Raw genomic sequence first — 17,071 nt, 5'->3', positions numbered from 1 at the left:
TTGCAATACGGGATGTCTCGAGTTCACCTTTAGAACCCAGCATTTCAAGAAGTTTTTGTCGATTCGTATTCCCTGTCACAAAACCCATTATTTCCTCCACAGAATCACCATTTAATATTAAGTTTACAGCTATAACTAACTTTCTTCAACTTTTCGAGCAGGAGTCACCTTTCGTAAGGTAGGAGAGGAATGCGCCTGATATTTCACAAAAGTAATTTTTTATAATAAGTAAGTGAACATACTATTGTATGTTTCTCACTAAAACAGTTATCTTAAAAATAGCAAATCCTGATAACGATTTAGTGGAAACTATGCAGAAATATTCAGATGGAATGAATTATGCTTCTGAAATCGTTTTTGACAAGGGTAAACCAATTCCAGCAATGAAATTACAGCAGGAAGTTTACTCCTATCTTCGTGAAACATTAAAATTAAAATCCCAGATGAGTTGTAATATCCCAGGACAGGTGGCAGAATGTTACAAAACATTACATAAACAGAAAAAGGCAAAATGGCAAAAAGTACGATTTTCGCCATCATCAATGACCTTTTCTTACAAAAGGGATTTTGTAATTGATGAAAATATGGTTAAAATAACCACTATTAACGGAAGAAAAGCATATTCCATTTTGAATTATGACTATGCAAAACAGTATTTTGATGGTTCATGGAAATATCAGGCATCCAAAGTTGTAAAACATAAAGACGAAGATTATTATTTCCATTTATCTGTTGGGAAAGAAACTCCTGATAAACAAATAACAGATGCTTCTACTTCATGGGTATAGATGTTGGTATGAACTATCTTGCTGTTGCTTCTACCACTGACAAAAAATGTAGTTTTTTGCGGGTGGTGAAATTAAGAATCTTCGCAACCAGTACAAATCAATGCGAGCACGTTTACAATCGAAGGGAACTTTATCTGCAAAACGTATGTTGAAACATATTGCAGGTAAAGAGAAACGTCTTATGCGAGATGTAAACCACACAATCTCAAAAGAAATTGTGAGATTCGCAATTGAAAACAAAGTATCAGTAATAGGTCTGGAAGATTTAACAGGAATACGTGATTCCACTCTTTCCAAAACTCCCAAAAAGAGAAGACATAACCACAGTAGTTGGGCTTTCCGCCAATTACAAACATTCATTGAATACAAAGCAAGAGAAGCAGGTATAATTACACATTATGTTGACCCATCGTATACCTCTCAAACATGTATTCGGTGTAACCACATCTCAAAAAATAATCGTAACAGGTTATCTTTCAGATGTGAAAAATGTGGTTATGAGAACAATGCCGACCTGATTGGTGCAATGAATATTGAACACAAAACACGGGATTACAGGTATATCCTGGAATCTCAGGGGTGCTTGTCAGCCACCCGGACGAATGCTTAATTGACATTCAAGCCCCTCCCGTAAGGGAGGGGTAGTTGACTATTGGAGAACGCATCTGCAGAGGAATAATTTTATAAGCATCAAACCACATTTAAGGGTGGCAGGCTAGTCTGGGTAGGTCGGCGTCACCTGTAACCCGAAATCGCCGATATGCGGGAGACGAAGCTGAAGGAAGTCATCAGGATTATTTTCAAGCCTGTGACCTCAACTAAGAAACTCCGTCCTGTTTGGATGATGTTGCTAGAGAGGTTGGTTGGAGAATCAGCCCTCTATCTTTACCGTGGAAACCGGTCGAGGCCCGGAAGGGAGCAGACTTACCGCGAACATACATCGCTCTCAGGGTTGCGGGGTGGAGGCGAGGTCACAGTCCCCTGGAAAATGAGAATGATGGCAACCGGATGCATGCCTGCCACTTTATACAAGCAAAATCTTATATATATGACTGGCTTATGGACTGCTTACCCGGGACGAGATAGCCAAGCCCGGTATGGCGCAGGATTGCTAATCCTGTGGTGCTCGCCACCTCGGGGGTTCGAATCCCCCTCTCGTCGTTAATCATTTTTTCAATAGTTTTATCAATGAAAACATAGAAAGTTAATACATGTCAGATAAAATGAAAAAACTCCCGGTTATCCAAAGACCTGCGCCTGAAGATGAAACTCCTTCCTGTGGTGGTTGTGATTCAAAGGGAAGTTGCAATCACTGGGGAATTAAGCCAGGTTCTGAAAAAGAGGAAGTATATCGTAATGTCTTAATTTATCTGACAATGGGGATTGTCATCATAATTACAGCTCTGCTTATCAAGGCCTTACTGTCCTCATTTTAAAAAAAGAATTATTTGTAAGGAATGCACATTTTCCTGCCACATGACAGACAGGTTATACACACTGTTCCTTTTTTCAGCCGCACTTTGGAACTACTACCCGGTACAAGATAAGAATTACAACTACGACACACCCTTCTGCGAAGGGAGGCAGGCAAACGGATTCTGTAGCGCATACCAATCCTGCGTGCAAGTGTAACATACCTGTTACTTCTGTGAGGGTGTACACTGTATGATGCTTCTGCAAGTTTGAAAAGGCGTTCAATTCTCTGTTTTGCCAGATCCTTCATGAGATTTTTCTGCTTTTTTCGGGATTTAGACACACAAACTACCTCAAATATTCAGGGATCACTATTGTTTTCAAGAATAATTACCTTTGCTTTACTTCTTTTTTCTACAAGTTTTTTGAAGAGATCTGTGTCGGCGTCCGTTCCCTCCACACTTCCATAATGCATTGGTATGACATAAGCTGGCTTTATACATGAAACTGCTTCTGCAGCTTCCTTTTCATCCATAGTATAATATCCCCCTATAGGAAGCAGGACGATATCAGCTTCAATGGAAGCCATTTCATCGATCAAATCTGTATCCCCTGCATGATATATCCGCAAACCTTCCAGCTCAATCACGTAACCCACACCTTCTCCGGCCGGATGGAAGGGTTTGTCTATATTGTAAGCTGCAACTACTTCTATATTCAATCCCTTTATTGCAAGTTCATCCCTGAGGACATCCCCGGCTTCAATTCTTCTTGCATCGCCCCGAAACTGCAGACTGCAACTTGTCGGAATCAGGGTAGTAGTCGTGCTTTTCCTGACCTTCTGAATATCCTGCGGGGAACAATGATCGAAATGCTCATGAGTGATAAGCAGCACATCGGCCTGGTCTTCGTAGTCGATATAACCACCCACGTTATAGGGGTCAATATATACCACCAGATTATCCCCACGCAATCTGAATCCTGCATGCCCCAGCCAATCAATGTGCACTTTTCCTATATCTATAGATTTCAGTCTATAACCTCCTGTGAATATTTAATGGCGGTAAGTTTATTAATATTTCATTTTATCAAAGCTAATACAAAAAAACATCCCTTATATTCCATAATTCAACTTTTTCCAGTCACATTTAATCAGAGATTAAATGGGAGTTTCATTTTAAAAATGAAACATCAGGATATATTAATACAAACCGCCTTGAATTTAAATTAAATCAGGCCTAACAAAATTTATATAGAATAACTAATGTATATACAATTATAAGTCAGTTTTGAAAGGATTTTATGCCGCTTGAAAAATTGACATCAAAGAAGAAGGGACCTAAAATGAAAATAAGAGTAGTCAGTTCTAAAGAAGAAATCGAGACCCTGGATGAAAATGAGGAAATTATTCACCTCGCATTCAGGCCATCCAATACGGATATTTTTTCCCTTGTGATGAAATGTCCCAACGTAAAGGCCCTGCACATCCCCAGCTCCTATAAAAGAACGATATCCAGCTCTGCAAGAATGTATCTTGAAATGCAGGGTATTGACTTACTTGAAGGCGATGTATGGGGACACAGGAAAGACATAAACGAGTATTCTGAAGTATCCAGAAGTGTGTATGACCGTATTGAAGAATTCAGGAAAGAAGGGCTTGCCGAAGAAGAAATTATCGACAAAATGGTCAAGGAAACCCGTTTAAGCCCGGATTTCATAACTTTCCTGATGAAGCAGAATTCCTGATTCTGCAAAAAGAAGTAAGAATCCCTTCAAGGGGTCTTACGCTTTCTCTTTTTAACCTGTCTTATACTAATTATCCCAGTGAAGGGAGCTTAAGCCCTACCACTGAAACTACAAGTACAAAAATCATCAGTGACACCACATAACCGTATCCCTCGTTTGCCATTCCAAGAGAATGCACAACAATAAGCATAACGGCGAAAAGGGTTACTGAACCCACAGCCAGCAGAATTTCAATGCTCTTTTTACTCATGAAAACTTACATGTTCAACTTCATACATGAAATTAACGCAAATAAAGACAAGCTATAAAAATAATACCGATGGAATGTATCAGAAAAGGTGGTAAAGAGCTGTTATGACAGAATTCGAAAGGAAACTTGTGCAGTCTTTCAATGATTATTTTGAGAATTGCAATATAAAAGCGATAGCCCACCGCATTAAACAACATCGTTTCACACCCCAGTTTTTGGATGTAATGGTAGATTCTTTGAACCCGGACTTTTATTTAGGGATAGAGTGCAAGAGTATTTCAACTGAAAAGGGGGCCAATGCACTTTATTTCAGTCAGCATTTCACCATAGACAAAAATGGGGCACATCAGGTAATACGCATATCGGAATACCTGAGAAGGTCCGGAAGGGCCGGATTTCTGGTTGTTGAATTACGACAGGGGTCCGGGAAGTCCCGGCAAGCCTATATAATCCCCTGGAAAGATATCGAGGAAAAATACGAATCAGGAGAACTGAAATACACAATTGATGAAATTAAACTTTATTCAAAGCTTGAAAGAAAGGGTGACGCATATCATATCGAACCTGAAAAATGGGCCAAGCAAAATAAATGGATGCAGACGGGGGAATGACATATAGAAAAAGTACTCAGATCAATGAAAGAACATGCAAGAGAATGTAATACAGAAATACAGAAACATGAATCTGTATATGTGGTATCCCACATTGACGCAGACGGCCTGACTTCTGCCGGAATAATATGTAAAGCCCTGCAACGTGCAGGTATCAATTATGAAATGAGATTTGTAAAACAGCTGGATGACAATATCATAGAAGACATCGCAAATATAAATCCGGAACTTGCAATCTTCACAGATCTGGGAAGCGGCATGCTGGACAGCATAACTGCAAAGGGTATCAATGCCATAGTATCAGATCATCACCAGCCTCGTGGAGAAGGGAAATATCACCTCAATCCCCATCTTTTCGGTGCTAACGGATCATACCAGTTAAGCGGCTCCGGAACAACCTACATCCTTGCAAATGAGATTGGCCAGAATAGAGATCTGGTTGATATAGCCATGGTTGGTGCTATCGGAGACATGCAACACCTAAAAAAAGGGCAGTTGACAGGTGTTAACCGCCTGCTACTTGAAGAAGGAGTGAAAAACGGCCATCTAAGTTACGAAAAAGATCTCACCCTTTTTGGTAAACAAACCCGCCCGGTCTATAAACTTCTGCAATTTTCTTCTGATCCTTTCCTGCCAGGCCTGTCAGGTGACGAGGATGCATGCATAGGCTTTCTCCATGACATGAATATCCGGTTTGGGGGCGATGAACGATGGAGACGCTGGATTGATCTTGAATCTGCAGAAAAACAGAGAATAATATCCGGGGTCATGCAACACTGTATCAAATCCGGGCTTCAACCCTTCAAGGTTGAGAGATTGATCGGGGAAGTTTATGTCCTGCTCAATGAACGTGAAGGAACGGAAATGCGGGACGCTTCCGAATTTTCCACACTGCTCAATGCCACAGCACGCTATGACCACGCAGAGACCGGACTGGCCGTATGCATGGGAGAACGGGGAAAGGCTTACGAGGATGCAAAGAAGCTTCTTGGAGAACACAGGCAAAATCTTGTCAACGGCCTAAAACTTGTGAAAGAAAACGGCATTATACAACTGGACCACATACAGTATTTTGATGCAGGAAACAAGATCAAAGAAACGATTGTCGGCATTATCGCCGGTATGAGCATTACTTCTGCCGGAAGACGGGACAAGCCCATAATTGCCTTTGCGGATTCAGATGATGGTGTAAAAGTATCCGCCCGGGGAACACAGGACCTTATCAGGAAGGGGCTCAACCTATCACAGGCAATGTCAGATGCGGCCGGCTTCGTAAACGGCGCAGGAGGAGGACATGACATTGCAGCAGGAGCGACAATACCTGCAACGGGCAGAAACGAATTCCTCAATAAGCTGGATGAAATAATAGGAACCCAATTCCAGAAAAACTAAATTTAGAAATAGTCTTCGATTTTGTCCATGGAATTGATATCCATCAGTGTAGACATTGCATTGGTGCGGATATTGATTCCCTGTTCTTTCATTATAGCCATTGGATTGGTACCCCCGATAACCACCACACCAAAATGGTCACGTTCCACTGGAACATCGAGTACACGGCTGTTGGGGTCCCCTACCTCCAGAATACCATTTATTCCAATATCCATCATTCCCGAAAGAACACTGTTAATCTCATCCCTTTTTGCAAGATGGACTTCCCTTAAGTTTGCAAGAATCTTACCCGAACCGGTCTGAAGCATCCGGGTTACAGAGGTAATATCCTGTGACATGAGTACTTCAAGAGGATCTATTGTGGTGCTGGCATAGGTCAGCACATCAGTAAATCTGACGGGCAGACCATTGCGGATCTGCACAACTCCCCCGAATTTGGGATTTGTCATAATTCCCGATTTTAGCAAGACCCCGTCTATGGTCATACTACACATTGTAGCGATGCCTACCTTACCCTCCGGTATGGTTAGATCACCTATAACGTCTCCGCTTTCCAGGACCTTTAAGAAAGGACTTACTGAAAGGCCGCTGTTGGAAGTAAGCTTCAAAAACTCCAGTACATCGACAATATCATCCGCATCAGCAATGGAGAGGTTGACAATTATATCCCCCTCCATACTTTTTAAGTCCAGGGTGGTCCTGAATATAAGGTCTTCGATCTTTGAAGACGTGAACTGCACAACACCACGTTTATCCTGCATTGATACACCCTTAAATCGTTTTTATGAAAAATATACACAATAGTTTATATGTTTACTCATTGATAATCTGATTGAAAATATCAGTATACTTTTCAGGCACTGTCAGGAATTCCAGCCGGGAAAGATCTTCAACTAATCCGTACATGTCCTCCCTCCTGAAAAGGCCGAATTCAGGCACATCCATCGGTTTAACGTGACGTATTTCAGGCACCTGCGAGTATGCAGAATTTTTTATAAACCCATCTTCAAGTAAATAATAGGCGCCACCTTTTTTGTTTTTTACAGGCTCATACACCGAGGAAAAATCACGACACACCCAGTTGGCCATTTCGAGGGTTGAATCCGATGCATTGATCGTAATATGCCCGTATCCGGGAGGTACAACCACCACGTCCATTGCGCTGGCTTCCACAACCACAACATCCTCAACCTTACCATCATTAACTTTCTGGAGAAGATAGGTAGCACTGCCTTCATGTACCTGATAAACCTCTGCATAGGATAGATTGCTGCCCGGTACCTGCGGATGATAATGACCGGCTGTTTTTACATATTCCACTCCCAACATTGCCGGAGGTATTATTGTGATATCATACCTGAGGTTATGTGATTTTATTTTATCAAGATCGCCAGGGTTTTGGGACAGGTCCCTGTACATATAATAGAGTTCTTCATTTTCCCTTCCTTCAAGCCATTTTTTGTCATAAACAACTTCAGCCATATCATAAAGCATACGTACATCTGGTACCCTTTCAACCCCACCGAAAATAATTTCATTTGACATTATCATACTCCTTCAAGACTTATTCCCCTTATAAGCTGCCAGCGGCAATATTAATAAACAAAAGAATTTAAAACTTTCCTCCAGTGCCTTTTTAAATAGAGGCTGACATTATGTAAAACGGGATGCTGTAATGGATAGAGAAATCAGGTTAATACATACTGCTGATACACATATTGGTTATCGGCAATATCACAGCGATGTACGCCGCCGGGATTTCCTGGAAGCCTTTGAAAAGGTAATTGATGATGCCATTGACATGAAAGTCGATGCTGTAATTCATGCAGGAGACCTGTTCGATTCCCGCAATCCCACCCTGGAAGACATTCTCGAAACAATTCAGATAATGTCTAAATTAAAAGCGGCCGAAATTCCCCTGCTGGGAATTGTGGGTAATCATGAAAGCAAACAGCAAACCCAGTGGCTCGATCTGCTGGAAAACATGCGTCTGGTCAGGCGCCTGGGCAACAGTCCTTTTATGGCAGGCAATATTGCGATTTATGGTATAGACAGTATCCCCCGTCCGAAGATACAGTCTTTTGACTACTCCGTTTTTGAAACTGCCCGGGAAGCTACACACAATATCCTTGTAATGCATCAGCTAATGAAACCGTTTCCTTTCGGGGAATGGGATGTGGCTGAAGTAATCCATTCATTCCCCTGTGCACTGGATGCAATATTGCTCGGGGACTACCACAAGTATGAAAAAACAAAGGTGGAAAATACATGGGTTACCTACTGTGGAAGCACAGAAAGGAACAGTGCTGCAGAAGAAGAACCCAGAGGATATAATTTAATCACTGTTTCCCAAAAAGGCATTGATATAGGCAGGCGACAGATAAATACGAGAGAATTTTTGCACATCGTAGTGGACATCAAGGATGAGAATGATGCATACCGCGATATTTTCAATACGATCCGCGAATATGATGTGAAGGAAAAGGTCGTTTTTATTGAACTAAAAGGCAATTTACAGGTGGATATTGCCTATAGTGAGATCGAAGAATTTCTTGATAAGCAGGAAGTGCTGGTCAGTCACATATCCGATTTGCGAAGCAATTCTCCTGATGAAACTGAGAACCAACCTGAAATTATATTCTCAGACCCCGACATTGCTGCCAGGGAAGAAATCAAGAAAATGGACCTCACAGATGCAGGCCTGTTGATTGATGAGATCATAAGGGACCTGTCCATACCTAAAACCACCATCGACCACAAGACAGAGGCATCTATAGCAACGATGATAGAAGAAATGGATTTCAGTAGGGAGATCCCCTTAAACATTCACCGGAAAAAACAAGCTGAAAGCTCCCGTCAGGAAGAACCATCCCAAAAGGAGGAGCCTGTTTTCGTTGAAAAGGGAGAGGATAAAAAATCCCAACCTTCAGGGAAGAAGAAAAAGGAACCCGATACAGGAGATAAGGATGTTGGGCAAAAACCACAGAAAACAAAAGTCCCACGACAATACAATCTGGGGGATTATCTTTGAGATTCAAACGGCTTAAAGTGAAGAATATACGCAGTTACAATGATCTTGAGATTGATTTCAACGATGGGGTAACTGTGGTTTCAGGGGTCAACGGAAGTGGAAAATCCAGTCTTCTTGAAGCCTGTTTTGTGGGACTTTTCGGACACAGAGGGATACCAAAGGATTTCGTACTTGCAGACCTGGTGCGCAAGGGATGTGAAGATGCTGCAATTCACCTCGAATTCGAGCACATGGGGCAGGAGTATGCTGCAATTCAGGAGTTTCGCAACAATCCCGAAACAGGCAAAGCCTCCACTACCAGATCTTATCTGGAGATAGACGGCGAAGTCGTTGTAAACCAGGCCACACAGACGTATGAGTCCATTCACAATCTGCTGCGCATGGATGAAGAAGCCTACAAGAACTGCGTATATATCAGGCAGGGAGATATTGACGTTCTAATCAATGCCCGCAAAAAGGACAGACAGAGAATGATTGATGACCTTTTGCAAATAGGCAGGCTGGAAGAATACCGGGAAAGGGCAAAAAGTGCCAGGACCGGTGTGGGGAGACATATAACTGAAACTCATGCCCGGATTAAGGACCAGCAGGAAGAGATTGAAACAATTGATGCAACCAAACCCGTTGCCAGGAAAAATCAATTGAATACGGATTTAAAGCAATTACAACAGGAAGTTGCAAATCTGGAGACAATGCGTGACAGAACGAGCGCCCGTATAGAAAAGGACCGCCAGCACATCGAACAGTATACCAGAACCCAAAAGCAGATCGATGAACTGGACAGGGGAATACACGGGCTGGAAACACGAAAAAAAGAATCTCTCAAATCACTGGAAACCAAAAGGAAGGAGGCAGACAGGCTTCAAAGATCCATTCTGGAAATTGAAAACAAAATACAGGAATTGTATGATTATTTCGGGCTTGACGAAACCACGGATGTGGATAATTTCACTGCCCGTACAGAAAAAGAAGAGAGGGATGCCTATGAAAAAATCAGTCGAATAAAAAACAAACAGGGCCTGAAAATGCAGGAAAGGGATAATTCGCAAAAGGTCCTGACTGAAACAAAACAAAATCTCAGTGCACTGGAAGAAGCAATCAAAAAAAGATCCACTCAGGAAAAGAATCGGTTAAAGGAAATAGAGGAAATCAACCAGGAGTATTCGGTGCTGGAAGACGAGATAGGGAAACTCCTTGAGAATGCCCAATCAATGGGTTTTGATCGGAGGAAACTGGACAATCTGGAGGAATTGGAAGACCTGCTTTTGAACAAGCAACGTCATCTCCATGGAAAAGAAAAGGAAGTCAGAACCCGGCTAGACCAGCTCTCAAAAACACTCACAGAACATAGAAACCTGCTGGAAAAAGGAGCCTGCCCCACATGTGGACAGGACCTGCAGGGCTCGACCATTGTCAATGATACTAAGGAGGAAGAATTACAGAAAAAAGAGCTTGAGGAGCAACTTGAAAAACTCATCCAGGACACGCAAAGGACCGAAGAGAAAATTGCCACCTTAAAAGAGGCAGGCAAAATAAAAAAACAGGTCGATGAAAAAAGACAGAGGCAATTGCTTATAAATCAAAAACAGGAAAACCTGGCCTCCTACAATGAGGAATTGAAGAAACAAAACCAGGAGGATGGAAAGAAAAAACAGAAACTTTCAGAAAGGATAGGAGAACTGGAAAAAGATATTAAAAGAGCCGAAGATGAAATAAAAGAAATACAGCAAACTGCAAAAACTGCCACCGAGCATCATAAGAAAATGAAAGAAAATCTTGAAAGTGCAAAATACCTGATGAAAATAAGGCAGGATCATACACAGATGCAGAGTGATCATCAACACCTGAAAACAGGTATTGCGGATATTCAGGAAAATGTGCGTTTCATTGATGAACAGATAGCAGAGAAAAAAAGGAATAAAAAGCAACTTGAAAACGAACTTGGCAAGGAAAATATAGAAGAACTGGAGAAGAAATTGCATGAATTCCAGCAAGCTTATCAAAAAATAATTGGGGATATTGAAGAAAAGAACAAACAAAAAACGGATCTTTTAAAGGAAATAGGGCAAATAGAAACCAACCTCAAAAGGAAAAAAGCGTTGCAGGAAAAACTAAAAGTATTCAATAACCGGGAAAAGTACCTCAAAGCTGTAAGAAGTGATGTAGAAAATCTGGAAGATATGTACATGAGATTGCGTGCAGATCTGCGTACACGCAATATTGATGCACTGGACAGATTGCTCAATGAAATCTTTTCCTTTATGTACACCAACAATGCCTACTCACATATCCAGCTGGATACTGATTATGAGCTTACCATCTATGAGAAGGACGGGACTCCCCTGGAACCCAAATTGTTGAGCGGGGGAGAGCGGGCGATCTTTAACCTTGTTTTAAGATGTGCTATTTACAGGTTACTTTCGGAAGGACTGGCCGGCGGGGAATACCGTAATGAAATGCCCCCTCTGATCATGGATGAACCCACTGTGTTCCTGGACAGGGGACATGTGCACCAGCTTTTAAAGTTAATAGATCTTATGAGGGACATGGGAGTCGGCCAGATACTGATAGTATCCCACGATGAAACCCTTATCGATTCGGCTGATAATGTATTTGAAGTCCAGAAAGATCCCACTACAAATATATCTTCCATTATTGCGCAATGAAAGCATATAAGAATAATTTAAATAGAATATTTATAAGAATAAATAAATCATATTCATATTGAGGGAATGAACGTTTTGCGAGGAATTGGATGGAATCCGGGCAGAGAGATTTAATTATTGAACGTCTTGAAAAGCAGATCCGTAACAAAGAAGAGGAAATATCCGATATCAAAACAAATCTCAAGAGTTCTATTATGACGGAACTACGAGAAGAATTGAGAAATGATATGGATATAAACAAGAGGCTGGCCGAACTTGAGCAACAGGTCAAAGAAATATCTACAAATATAAATGGAATCCTTGAGGAACTCCTGGACCAGAAATCGCGTATCCGGGAAATGGAACAGGCAAACAAACAGCAACCCGGGGAAAGGGAGTCCGATGCATGGAGCAAATATGAAGAAGGAACAGTCAGCCAGGATGCTTATACCGAGGAAAAGGAGCCTGTACCCCAACCTGCAGAAACCAGTAACGATACCCCTGAAAGATCCCGGTCTTCCCCCGAGCAAAAAAGAAAACCTCGTATGCACTTCCAGATCAGGGATGTCGATAAAATGATGCCTTCTGAGAAAAATCAGGAAAATGAGGTTTCTGAAGAGGAAAAAGATGAGTACATCGTTGCTGAAAGTGAGAATCGCAAAGTGGAAAAGACCATCAAGCCAGAAACCCAGAACGAGAACTGTGAATACATAATTGCCGGTGACAAGGGACCCCTGGAAAATAAAAAGGAGTGCGAATACGAAACTGTCGAAAACAAAGATGAGGACTCTGAAATAATCGTCAGGAAGAAGAAATCGTTCTAAAGTCCAAAGAGGATTGGCGTGTATATTAAAAAGATAGAATTTCTGAATTTCAAATCATTCGGGAAAAAAGTAAAAATCCCTTTTTTTGATGATTTCACAACTATTTCAGGCCCCAACGGAAGTGGTAAATCCAATATAATTGATGGTATTCTTTTTGTACTGGGATTGTCCAGCTCCCGCACATTGAGGGCGGAAAAACTTACCGACCTCATATATAACGGGGAAAAAAGCAAAAATCCCGACAATGCCCAGGTTACCATTTATTTTGATAACAAGGACAGGGAACTGCCTGTTGACAACGATGAAGTAGTGATCAGCCGGAAGGTACGTAGCACAGATAATGGTTACTACAGCTATTTCTATTTCAACGGCAAATCAGTAAGTCTTGGCGATGTGCACAATTATCTTGCAAAGGCCCGGGTCACCCCCGAAGGATACAATGTCGTAATGCAGGGAGATGTCACACGAATCATCACAATGACCGCCGGGGAGCGACGCAAGATCATAGATGAGATTGCCGGGGTAGCAGAGTTTGACAATAAGAAGGAGAGAGCCCTCAATGAGCTTGAAGTTGTGAGGGAGCGCATTGAACGGGCAGATATCCTGATAGATGAAGTGGATAAGCAAAAGGAAAAGCTCCAGGGAGAACGTGACCAGGCCGTCAAGTATCAGTCCCTCAAGGAAGAAAAGATGAAGTTTGAAGGTTTCGTGCTGCTTTCTAAACTCAAGGATGCAAAAACCGAACTTGAAGGAGTCGGGCAGGAATTCAGCGCCCAGCAGGAAAAATTGGAAGAAATCTCCTCTGAACTTAAACAGAAAAAAGATGTCCTGGAACAAAGGGAAGAAGAATTACGCTTACTTAACCAGCGCATCCAGAAGATGGGCGAAGATGAGCAGATCGAGGTAAAAAGGCGAATTGAAGAGATCCGTGGAGAAATATCGGGATGCAGTGACCGTATCGAATATGCAGGCCAGGAAATCGATGAGATCGATGCCGCAAGACGCAGGTCTTTCCTGGAAATCGATGAATCAAAGGGTAAGGTAGATGGCATCGAGGAAAAGATTAAGGAACACAGTTTCCAGAAGGAAACCCTGCAATCGGAAATTTCTGAAAAACGCACCCAGAGAATGCTACTGCAGAGCAGGATTGCCGATGTGGACGAAAAGTTTGCCCGTACAAGGGACGAGCTTTCTGCAAACAAGGAAGAACTGGAACAACTGAAAACCCAGAAAAACGAGCTCATGCGTAACGAGGACAGGCTGCTGGATTCCCTGCGTCGCAAATCCGCAGACGTAGCAGAAATAGAAGATGAGATCCGGCAGGCAAAGGAGAAGGCCAAGTCCTCTGAAAGCGATACTAAATCCGTCCAGTATGATATTGACAAACTCAACGAAAAGATAGAAGGGTTGACAAAAGACCTGGATGACCTGGAAAGCAATCGTTCTCAGATAAAAAAGGTTGTCAACGACCTTGAAAGTGACATACGCAGCAAACAACAGGACTACGCAATGCTTGAAGCCCGTGTGAGGGCAGCAGAGGATACAAGCAGGTATTCCAGGGCAGTAGACGCGGTAATCAAGGAAAAAGACAAACATGGCCTGCCCGGTATTTATGGCACCATAGCAGAGCTGGGGAAAGTAAACCAGAAATATTCAACCGCCCTGGGAATCGCTGCAGGAGGACGAATGCAGGCTGTTGTGGTGGATACGGACGAAGATGCTTCCCGGGCTATTGCTTACCTGAAACGCCAGAGATCGGGCAGGGCAACCTTCCTGCCCCTGAATAAGATGGAAGCACGCAGACCCTACAAAAACCTCTCCGACAGGGAAGGTGTAATAGGTTATGCTATTGATCTTATCGATTTTGACCCGAAGTTCGAAGCAGCCTTCTGGTATGTATTCCGGGACACCCTTGTTGTTGACACCCTTGAAAACGCCCGAAAACTGATGGGCGGGTTGCGTATGGTAACCCTGGAAGGCGAGATCGTTGAGAAAAGCGGGGCAATGAGCGGTGGCTCCCAGCGCAAGTCCGGCCTGTCATTTGCAGCCTCTGAAAAAGATAAACTTGTCAGGATATCCGAAGAACTTACCAAACTGGAATCACGCAGAAGCAATGCGATCAATAAACTGGATACTACCGAGGGGCATATTTCAAACACCAACAAGGAAATCCAGCAGTATGAGAACGAGATCGCACGCAAACAGATGCAATTCGAGGAGATTGGTAAGCGCGGAGAGACGCTTGAAAAGTTGCTCAATACCAAGGATGAGGAACTCAGGCAAATCGAGGAAGAACGCCAGCAGATGCGAACGGAGATGAATGAAACCGTTGAAAAGAAAGAGCATCTGGAAGAAAGGGAACAATCCCTGCAACAGAACATAACGCAGATCGAGGAAAAACTCGCCGATTCGGAAATTCCCGAGCTCAATAAGCAGGCAGAATCCCTGGATGAGGAACTGCGCCGCCTGGACGGAAGAATAAGGGATATTGACGGGCAGATCAATGCTCTTGAACTCGATAAAAAATACGCAACCGAGAAAATGGAACAAAATCGGGAACAAATCGCCCAGATGGATGAGAAAAAGCGTACACTAAAAGAGCGCATAGAAGAACTCAAGAATAAGATCACATCCCTGGAAAGCGAACTGGAAGAAAAGAAACAACGTGAAGAAGAACTCACAGGTGAACTGCGCCAGCTTCAGGGAGAAAGAAAGAATAAGGAAATGGCCTACTCAACCCAACGTGATGAAGTTGACAGGGTCAAGAGCCGCTATGAAAAGGCAGAGAATCAGAAAATGGCACTTGAGGCCACACTGGATGCCGTGAAGGAACAAATTGAACAGCTCCGCGAAGAGATCACACGCCGTGGCCTTGAAGAGACTGATGAAGTCCCTGGTTACGAAACCGTGCGTACAAGGATAACTTCGATTGAAAAGGCAATGGAAGCCCTGGAACCTGTGAATATGCGGGCAATAGATGAATATGAGGAAGTGGAGCAGAGAATTGTTGATCTCAAAAGCCGCAGGGCAATACTGTTCAATGAAAGAGAGCAGATCCTGGATCGTATCGACCAGTATGATAACCTTAAAAAAGAAACATTCATGGAAACCTACAATGGCATTAATGATGCCTTCAAGGAAATCTTCAATGAGCTTTCCGATGGTGTCGGGGAACTTGTGCTGGACAATGAAAAAGACCCTTTCTCCGGAGGCATGACCCTCAAAGCCCAGCCCCGGGACAAAACCCTGCAACGACTGGAAGCGATGTCAGGTGGAGAAAAGAGTCTCACAGCACTTGCATTTTTATTTGCTATCCAGCAATATCGTCCCGCACCCTTCTATGCTTTTGATGAGATCGATATGTTCCTTGACGGAGCAAATGCTGAAAGGGTTGCCAGGCGTGTTAAAAAGGCGGCAAGCAATGCCCAGTTCATAGTTGTCTCTTTGAGAAAACCGATGATAGAAGCTGCCGAGCGCACAATAGGCGTTACAATGCAGCAGGATAATATCACAAGTATTACGGGTGTGAAAATACGGTGAATAGTATCTCGGTAAAAAACGATGAAATCCCCTTGCTGGAAAACATGAGACAGGGTATTGATCCTGAATTCCTGAAAACGTTGAAGGAACTGGGTGTTGACGAGGACGATCTGGAATTATCGGATGATGTGCTCTGTGAACCTGTAGAGATCCTCGTAAACCTTGCAAAAAATGAAAGTATCAATCCCTGGGATATTGATATTGTAGAGATTACGGATAAATTCCTGGAAAAAATAGAAGAAATGAAGATAATGGATCTCAGGATCTCAGGCAGAACACTGCTTTATGCTTCCATTCTCCTCAGGATGAAATCCACAGGTATCATACAGGAAGAAGATGAAGAACCCGATGAAGAGATACCTGATGATGATCTCGAATTCCAGAATGAAGAAGACTATCCGGTACCCAAATTGCCGATTAGGCGTGCTGCTACAAGACCTGTCACCCTGCAGGAACTTATAAACGAATTGAAAAAGGCAGAAAATGTTGAATCCAGAAGAGGTCGGAGGCGACAAAAACGTGTCCTCCACATGGAAGAGGAGCCTACCACTGAAGATGTGCTTGGTATTGCTCATGAGGAAGACATAAAGGGGCGTGTCGAAGACCTGGAAGAAATAATTGAAGAGATGCTGCACGGGAAAGAAACGGTCACTTTTACTGAGATCATAGATCCCATACCCTCCCGTTCAGAAAGGGTAATGACGTATCTGTCCCTCCTTTTCATGGCTTCACAGAGGAAAATCTGTTTGAGACAGGATGAACTCTTCGAAGAATTGTATATATACTCTTATGGAAATAAAGAGCAGCCTGTTTGAAGGGGTTGGTTTGAAA

General features: G+C 42.7%; 16 protein-coding genes, 1 tRNA gene and 1 other RNA gene. 13 read left to right on the top strand and 5 right to left on the bottom strand.

What is annotated here, in order from left to right; all coding sequences use genetic code 11:
* Window positions 1–248 precede the first annotated feature (248 nt).
* From A9957_RS03940 to A9957_RS03920, 5 genes are all read left to right on the top strand, one after another.
* Window positions 249–788, top strand: coding sequence for a hypothetical protein (locus tag A9957_RS03940; protein WP_258082552.1), 540 nt, complete (start codon window positions 249–251; stop codon window positions 786–788).
* 100 nt (window positions 789–888) lie between these two features.
* A complete protein-coding gene (locus tag A9957_RS03935) occupies window positions 889–1,398 on the top strand; it encodes a transposase (protein ID WP_292343256.1) in 510 nt (169 codons plus the stop codon).
* Window positions 1,399–1,496: 98 nt separating this feature from the next.
* Window positions 1,497–1,810: signal recognition particle sRNA (gene ffs, locus A9957_RS03930), an RNA gene on the top strand.
* A gap of 54 nt (window positions 1,811–1,864) precedes the next feature.
* A tRNA-Ser gene (locus A9957_RS03925) sits at window positions 1,865–1,949 on the top strand.
* A gap of 50 nt (window positions 1,950–1,999) precedes the next feature.
* Window positions 2,000–2,224, top strand: coding sequence for a hypothetical protein (locus A9957_RS03920; RefSeq protein WP_096712046.1), 225 nt, complete (start codon window positions 2,000–2,002; stop codon window positions 2,222–2,224).
* Between the two features lie 8 nt (window positions 2,225–2,232).
* On the opposite strand, the gene A9957_RS03915 is transcribed toward A9957_RS03920, so the two are convergent.
* Both A9957_RS03915 and A9957_RS03910 read right to left on the bottom strand, forming a co-directional pair.
* Complete coding sequence (locus A9957_RS03915) at window positions 2,233–2,544, bottom strand: ribonuclease P protein component 4 (RefSeq protein WP_105460268.1); 312 nt, start codon at window positions 2,542–2,544, stop codon at window positions 2,233–2,235.
* Between the two features lie 18 nt (window positions 2,545–2,562).
* Window positions 2,563–3,234: an MBL fold metallo-hydrolase gene (locus tag A9957_RS03910; RefSeq protein ID WP_128754116.1), complete on the bottom strand. Its 672-nt coding sequence runs from the start codon at window positions 3,232–3,234 to the stop codon at window positions 2,563–2,565.
* A gap of 311 nt (window positions 3,235–3,545) precedes the next feature.
* On the opposite strand from A9957_RS03910, the gene A9957_RS03905 reads away from it, so the two are divergent.
* Entirely contained in the window at window positions 3,546–3,947 is a 402-nt protein-coding gene (locus tag A9957_RS03905; protein WP_096712146.1) for a DUF1699 family protein, read from the top strand.
* Between the two features lie 70 nt (window positions 3,948–4,017).
* On the opposite strand, the gene A9957_RS03900 is transcribed toward A9957_RS03905, so the two are convergent.
* Window positions 4,018–4,197, bottom strand: a complete 180-nt coding sequence (locus A9957_RS03900; protein ID WP_096712043.1) for a hypothetical protein — start codon at window positions 4,195–4,197, stop codon at window positions 4,018–4,020.
* A 104-nt stretch (window positions 4,198–4,301) separates the two neighbouring features.
* On the opposite strand from A9957_RS03900, the gene A9957_RS03895 reads away from it, so the two are divergent.
* Window positions 4,302–4,808 carry a hypothetical protein gene (locus tag A9957_RS03895; protein WP_105460270.1) on the top strand — a complete coding sequence of 169 codons (507 nt, stop codon included), beginning with the start codon at window positions 4,302–4,304 and terminating at the stop codon, window positions 4,806–4,808.
* Between the two features lie 24 nt (window positions 4,809–4,832).
* Window positions 4,833–6,200, top strand: coding sequence for a DHH family phosphoesterase (locus tag A9957_RS03890; RefSeq protein WP_096712041.1), 1,368 nt, complete (start codon window positions 4,833–4,835; stop codon window positions 6,198–6,200).
* Window positions 6,201–6,202: 2 nt separating this feature from the next.
* Here A9957_RS03890 and A9957_RS03885 read toward each other — a convergent pair whose 3' ends face one another.
* Complete coding sequence (locus A9957_RS03885; RefSeq protein WP_096712040.1) at window positions 6,203–6,961, bottom strand: DUF128 domain-containing protein; 759 nt, start codon at window positions 6,959–6,961, stop codon at window positions 6,203–6,205.
* Window positions 6,962–7,013: 52 nt separating this feature from the next.
* Window positions 7,014–7,745, bottom strand: a complete 732-nt coding sequence (locus tag A9957_RS03880) for a glucose-6-phosphate isomerase family protein (protein ID WP_105460272.1) — start codon at window positions 7,743–7,745, stop codon at window positions 7,014–7,016.
* Between the two features lie 130 nt (window positions 7,746–7,875).
* Between A9957_RS03880 and A9957_RS03875 the strand changes: the two genes are divergently transcribed.
* The 5 genes from A9957_RS03875 to A9957_RS03855 all read left to right on the top strand — a co-directional run bounded on the left by A9957_RS03875 (window position 7,876) and on the right by A9957_RS03855 (window position 17,055).
* Window positions 7,876–9,231, top strand: coding sequence for an exonuclease SbcCD subunit D (locus tag A9957_RS03875; protein WP_292343255.1), 1,356 nt, complete (start codon window positions 7,876–7,878; stop codon window positions 9,229–9,231).
* Entirely contained in the window at window positions 9,228–11,897 is a 2,670-nt protein-coding gene (locus A9957_RS03870; protein ID WP_292343253.1) for an AAA family ATPase, read from the top strand. The genes A9957_RS03875 and A9957_RS03870 overlap by 4 nt, the downstream gene beginning before the upstream one ends.
* A gap of 89 nt (window positions 11,898–11,986) precedes the next feature.
* Window positions 11,987–12,700: a hypothetical protein gene (locus A9957_RS03865; RefSeq protein WP_096712036.1), complete on the top strand. Its 714-nt coding sequence runs from the start codon at window positions 11,987–11,989 to the stop codon at window positions 12,698–12,700.
* A gap of 18 nt (window positions 12,701–12,718) precedes the next feature.
* Window positions 12,719–16,240 carry a chromosome segregation protein SMC gene (gene smc, locus A9957_RS03860; protein WP_292343252.1) on the top strand — a complete coding sequence of 1,174 codons (3,522 nt, stop codon included), beginning with the start codon at window positions 12,719–12,721 and terminating at the stop codon, window positions 16,238–16,240.
* Window positions 16,237–17,055, top strand: coding sequence for a ScpA family protein (locus A9957_RS03855; RefSeq protein ID WP_105460276.1), 819 nt, complete (start codon window positions 16,237–16,239; stop codon window positions 17,053–17,055). Before smc ends, A9957_RS03855 begins: the two co-directional genes overlap by 4 nt.
* Window positions 17,056–17,071: the final 16 nt, after the last annotated feature.

It is taken from the genome of Methanohalophilus sp. DAL1 (assembly GCF_001683555.1).
Classification (GTDB): Archaea; Halobacteriota; Methanosarcinia; order Methanosarcinales; family Methanosarcinaceae; genus Methanohalophilus; species Methanohalophilus euhalobius.
Note: the sequence above shows the minus strand (reverse complement) of the source record. Positions and strands in the feature narration are given on the sequence as shown.

Excerpts from the sequence above, each read along its gene's own strand:
- A9957_RS03940 (WP_258082552.1), top strand. The coding sequence starts at position 249 with ATGTTTCTCACTAAAACAGTTATCTTAAAAATAGCAAATCCTGATAAC.
- A9957_RS03935 (WP_292343256.1), top strand. The coding sequence starts at position 889 with ATGCGAGCACGTTTACAATCGAAGGGAACTTTATCTGCAAAACGTATG.
- A9957_RS03920 (WP_096712046.1), top strand. The coding sequence starts at position 2,000 with ATGTCAGATAAAATGAAAAAACTCCCGGTTATCCAAAGACCTGCGCCT.
- A9957_RS03905 (WP_096712146.1), top strand. The coding sequence starts at position 3,546 with ATGAAAATAAGAGTAGTCAGTTCTAAAGAAGAAATCGAGACCCTGGAT.
- A9957_RS03900 (WP_096712043.1), bottom strand. The coding sequence starts at position 4,197 with ATGAGTAAAAAGAGCATTGAAATTCTGCTGGCTGTGGGTTCAGTAACC.
- A9957_RS03895 (WP_105460270.1), top strand. The coding sequence starts at position 4,302 with ATGACAGAATTCGAAAGGAAACTTGTGCAGTCTTTCAATGATTATTTT.
- A9957_RS03890 (WP_096712041.1), top strand. The coding sequence starts at position 4,833 with ATGAAAGAACATGCAAGAGAATGTAATACAGAAATACAGAAACATGAA.
- A9957_RS03885 (WP_096712040.1), bottom strand. The coding sequence starts at position 6,961 with ATGCAGGATAAACGTGGTGTTGTGCAGTTCACGTCTTCAAAGATCGAA.
- A9957_RS03880 (WP_105460272.1), bottom strand. The coding sequence starts at position 7,745 with ATGTCAAATGAAATTATTTTCGGTGGGGTTGAAAGGGTACCAGATGTA.
- A9957_RS03875 (WP_292343255.1), top strand. The coding sequence starts at position 7,876 with ATGGATAGAGAAATCAGGTTAATACATACTGCTGATACACATATTGGT.
- A9957_RS03865 (WP_096712036.1), top strand. The coding sequence starts at position 11,987 with ATGGAATCCGGGCAGAGAGATTTAATTATTGAACGTCTTGAAAAGCAG.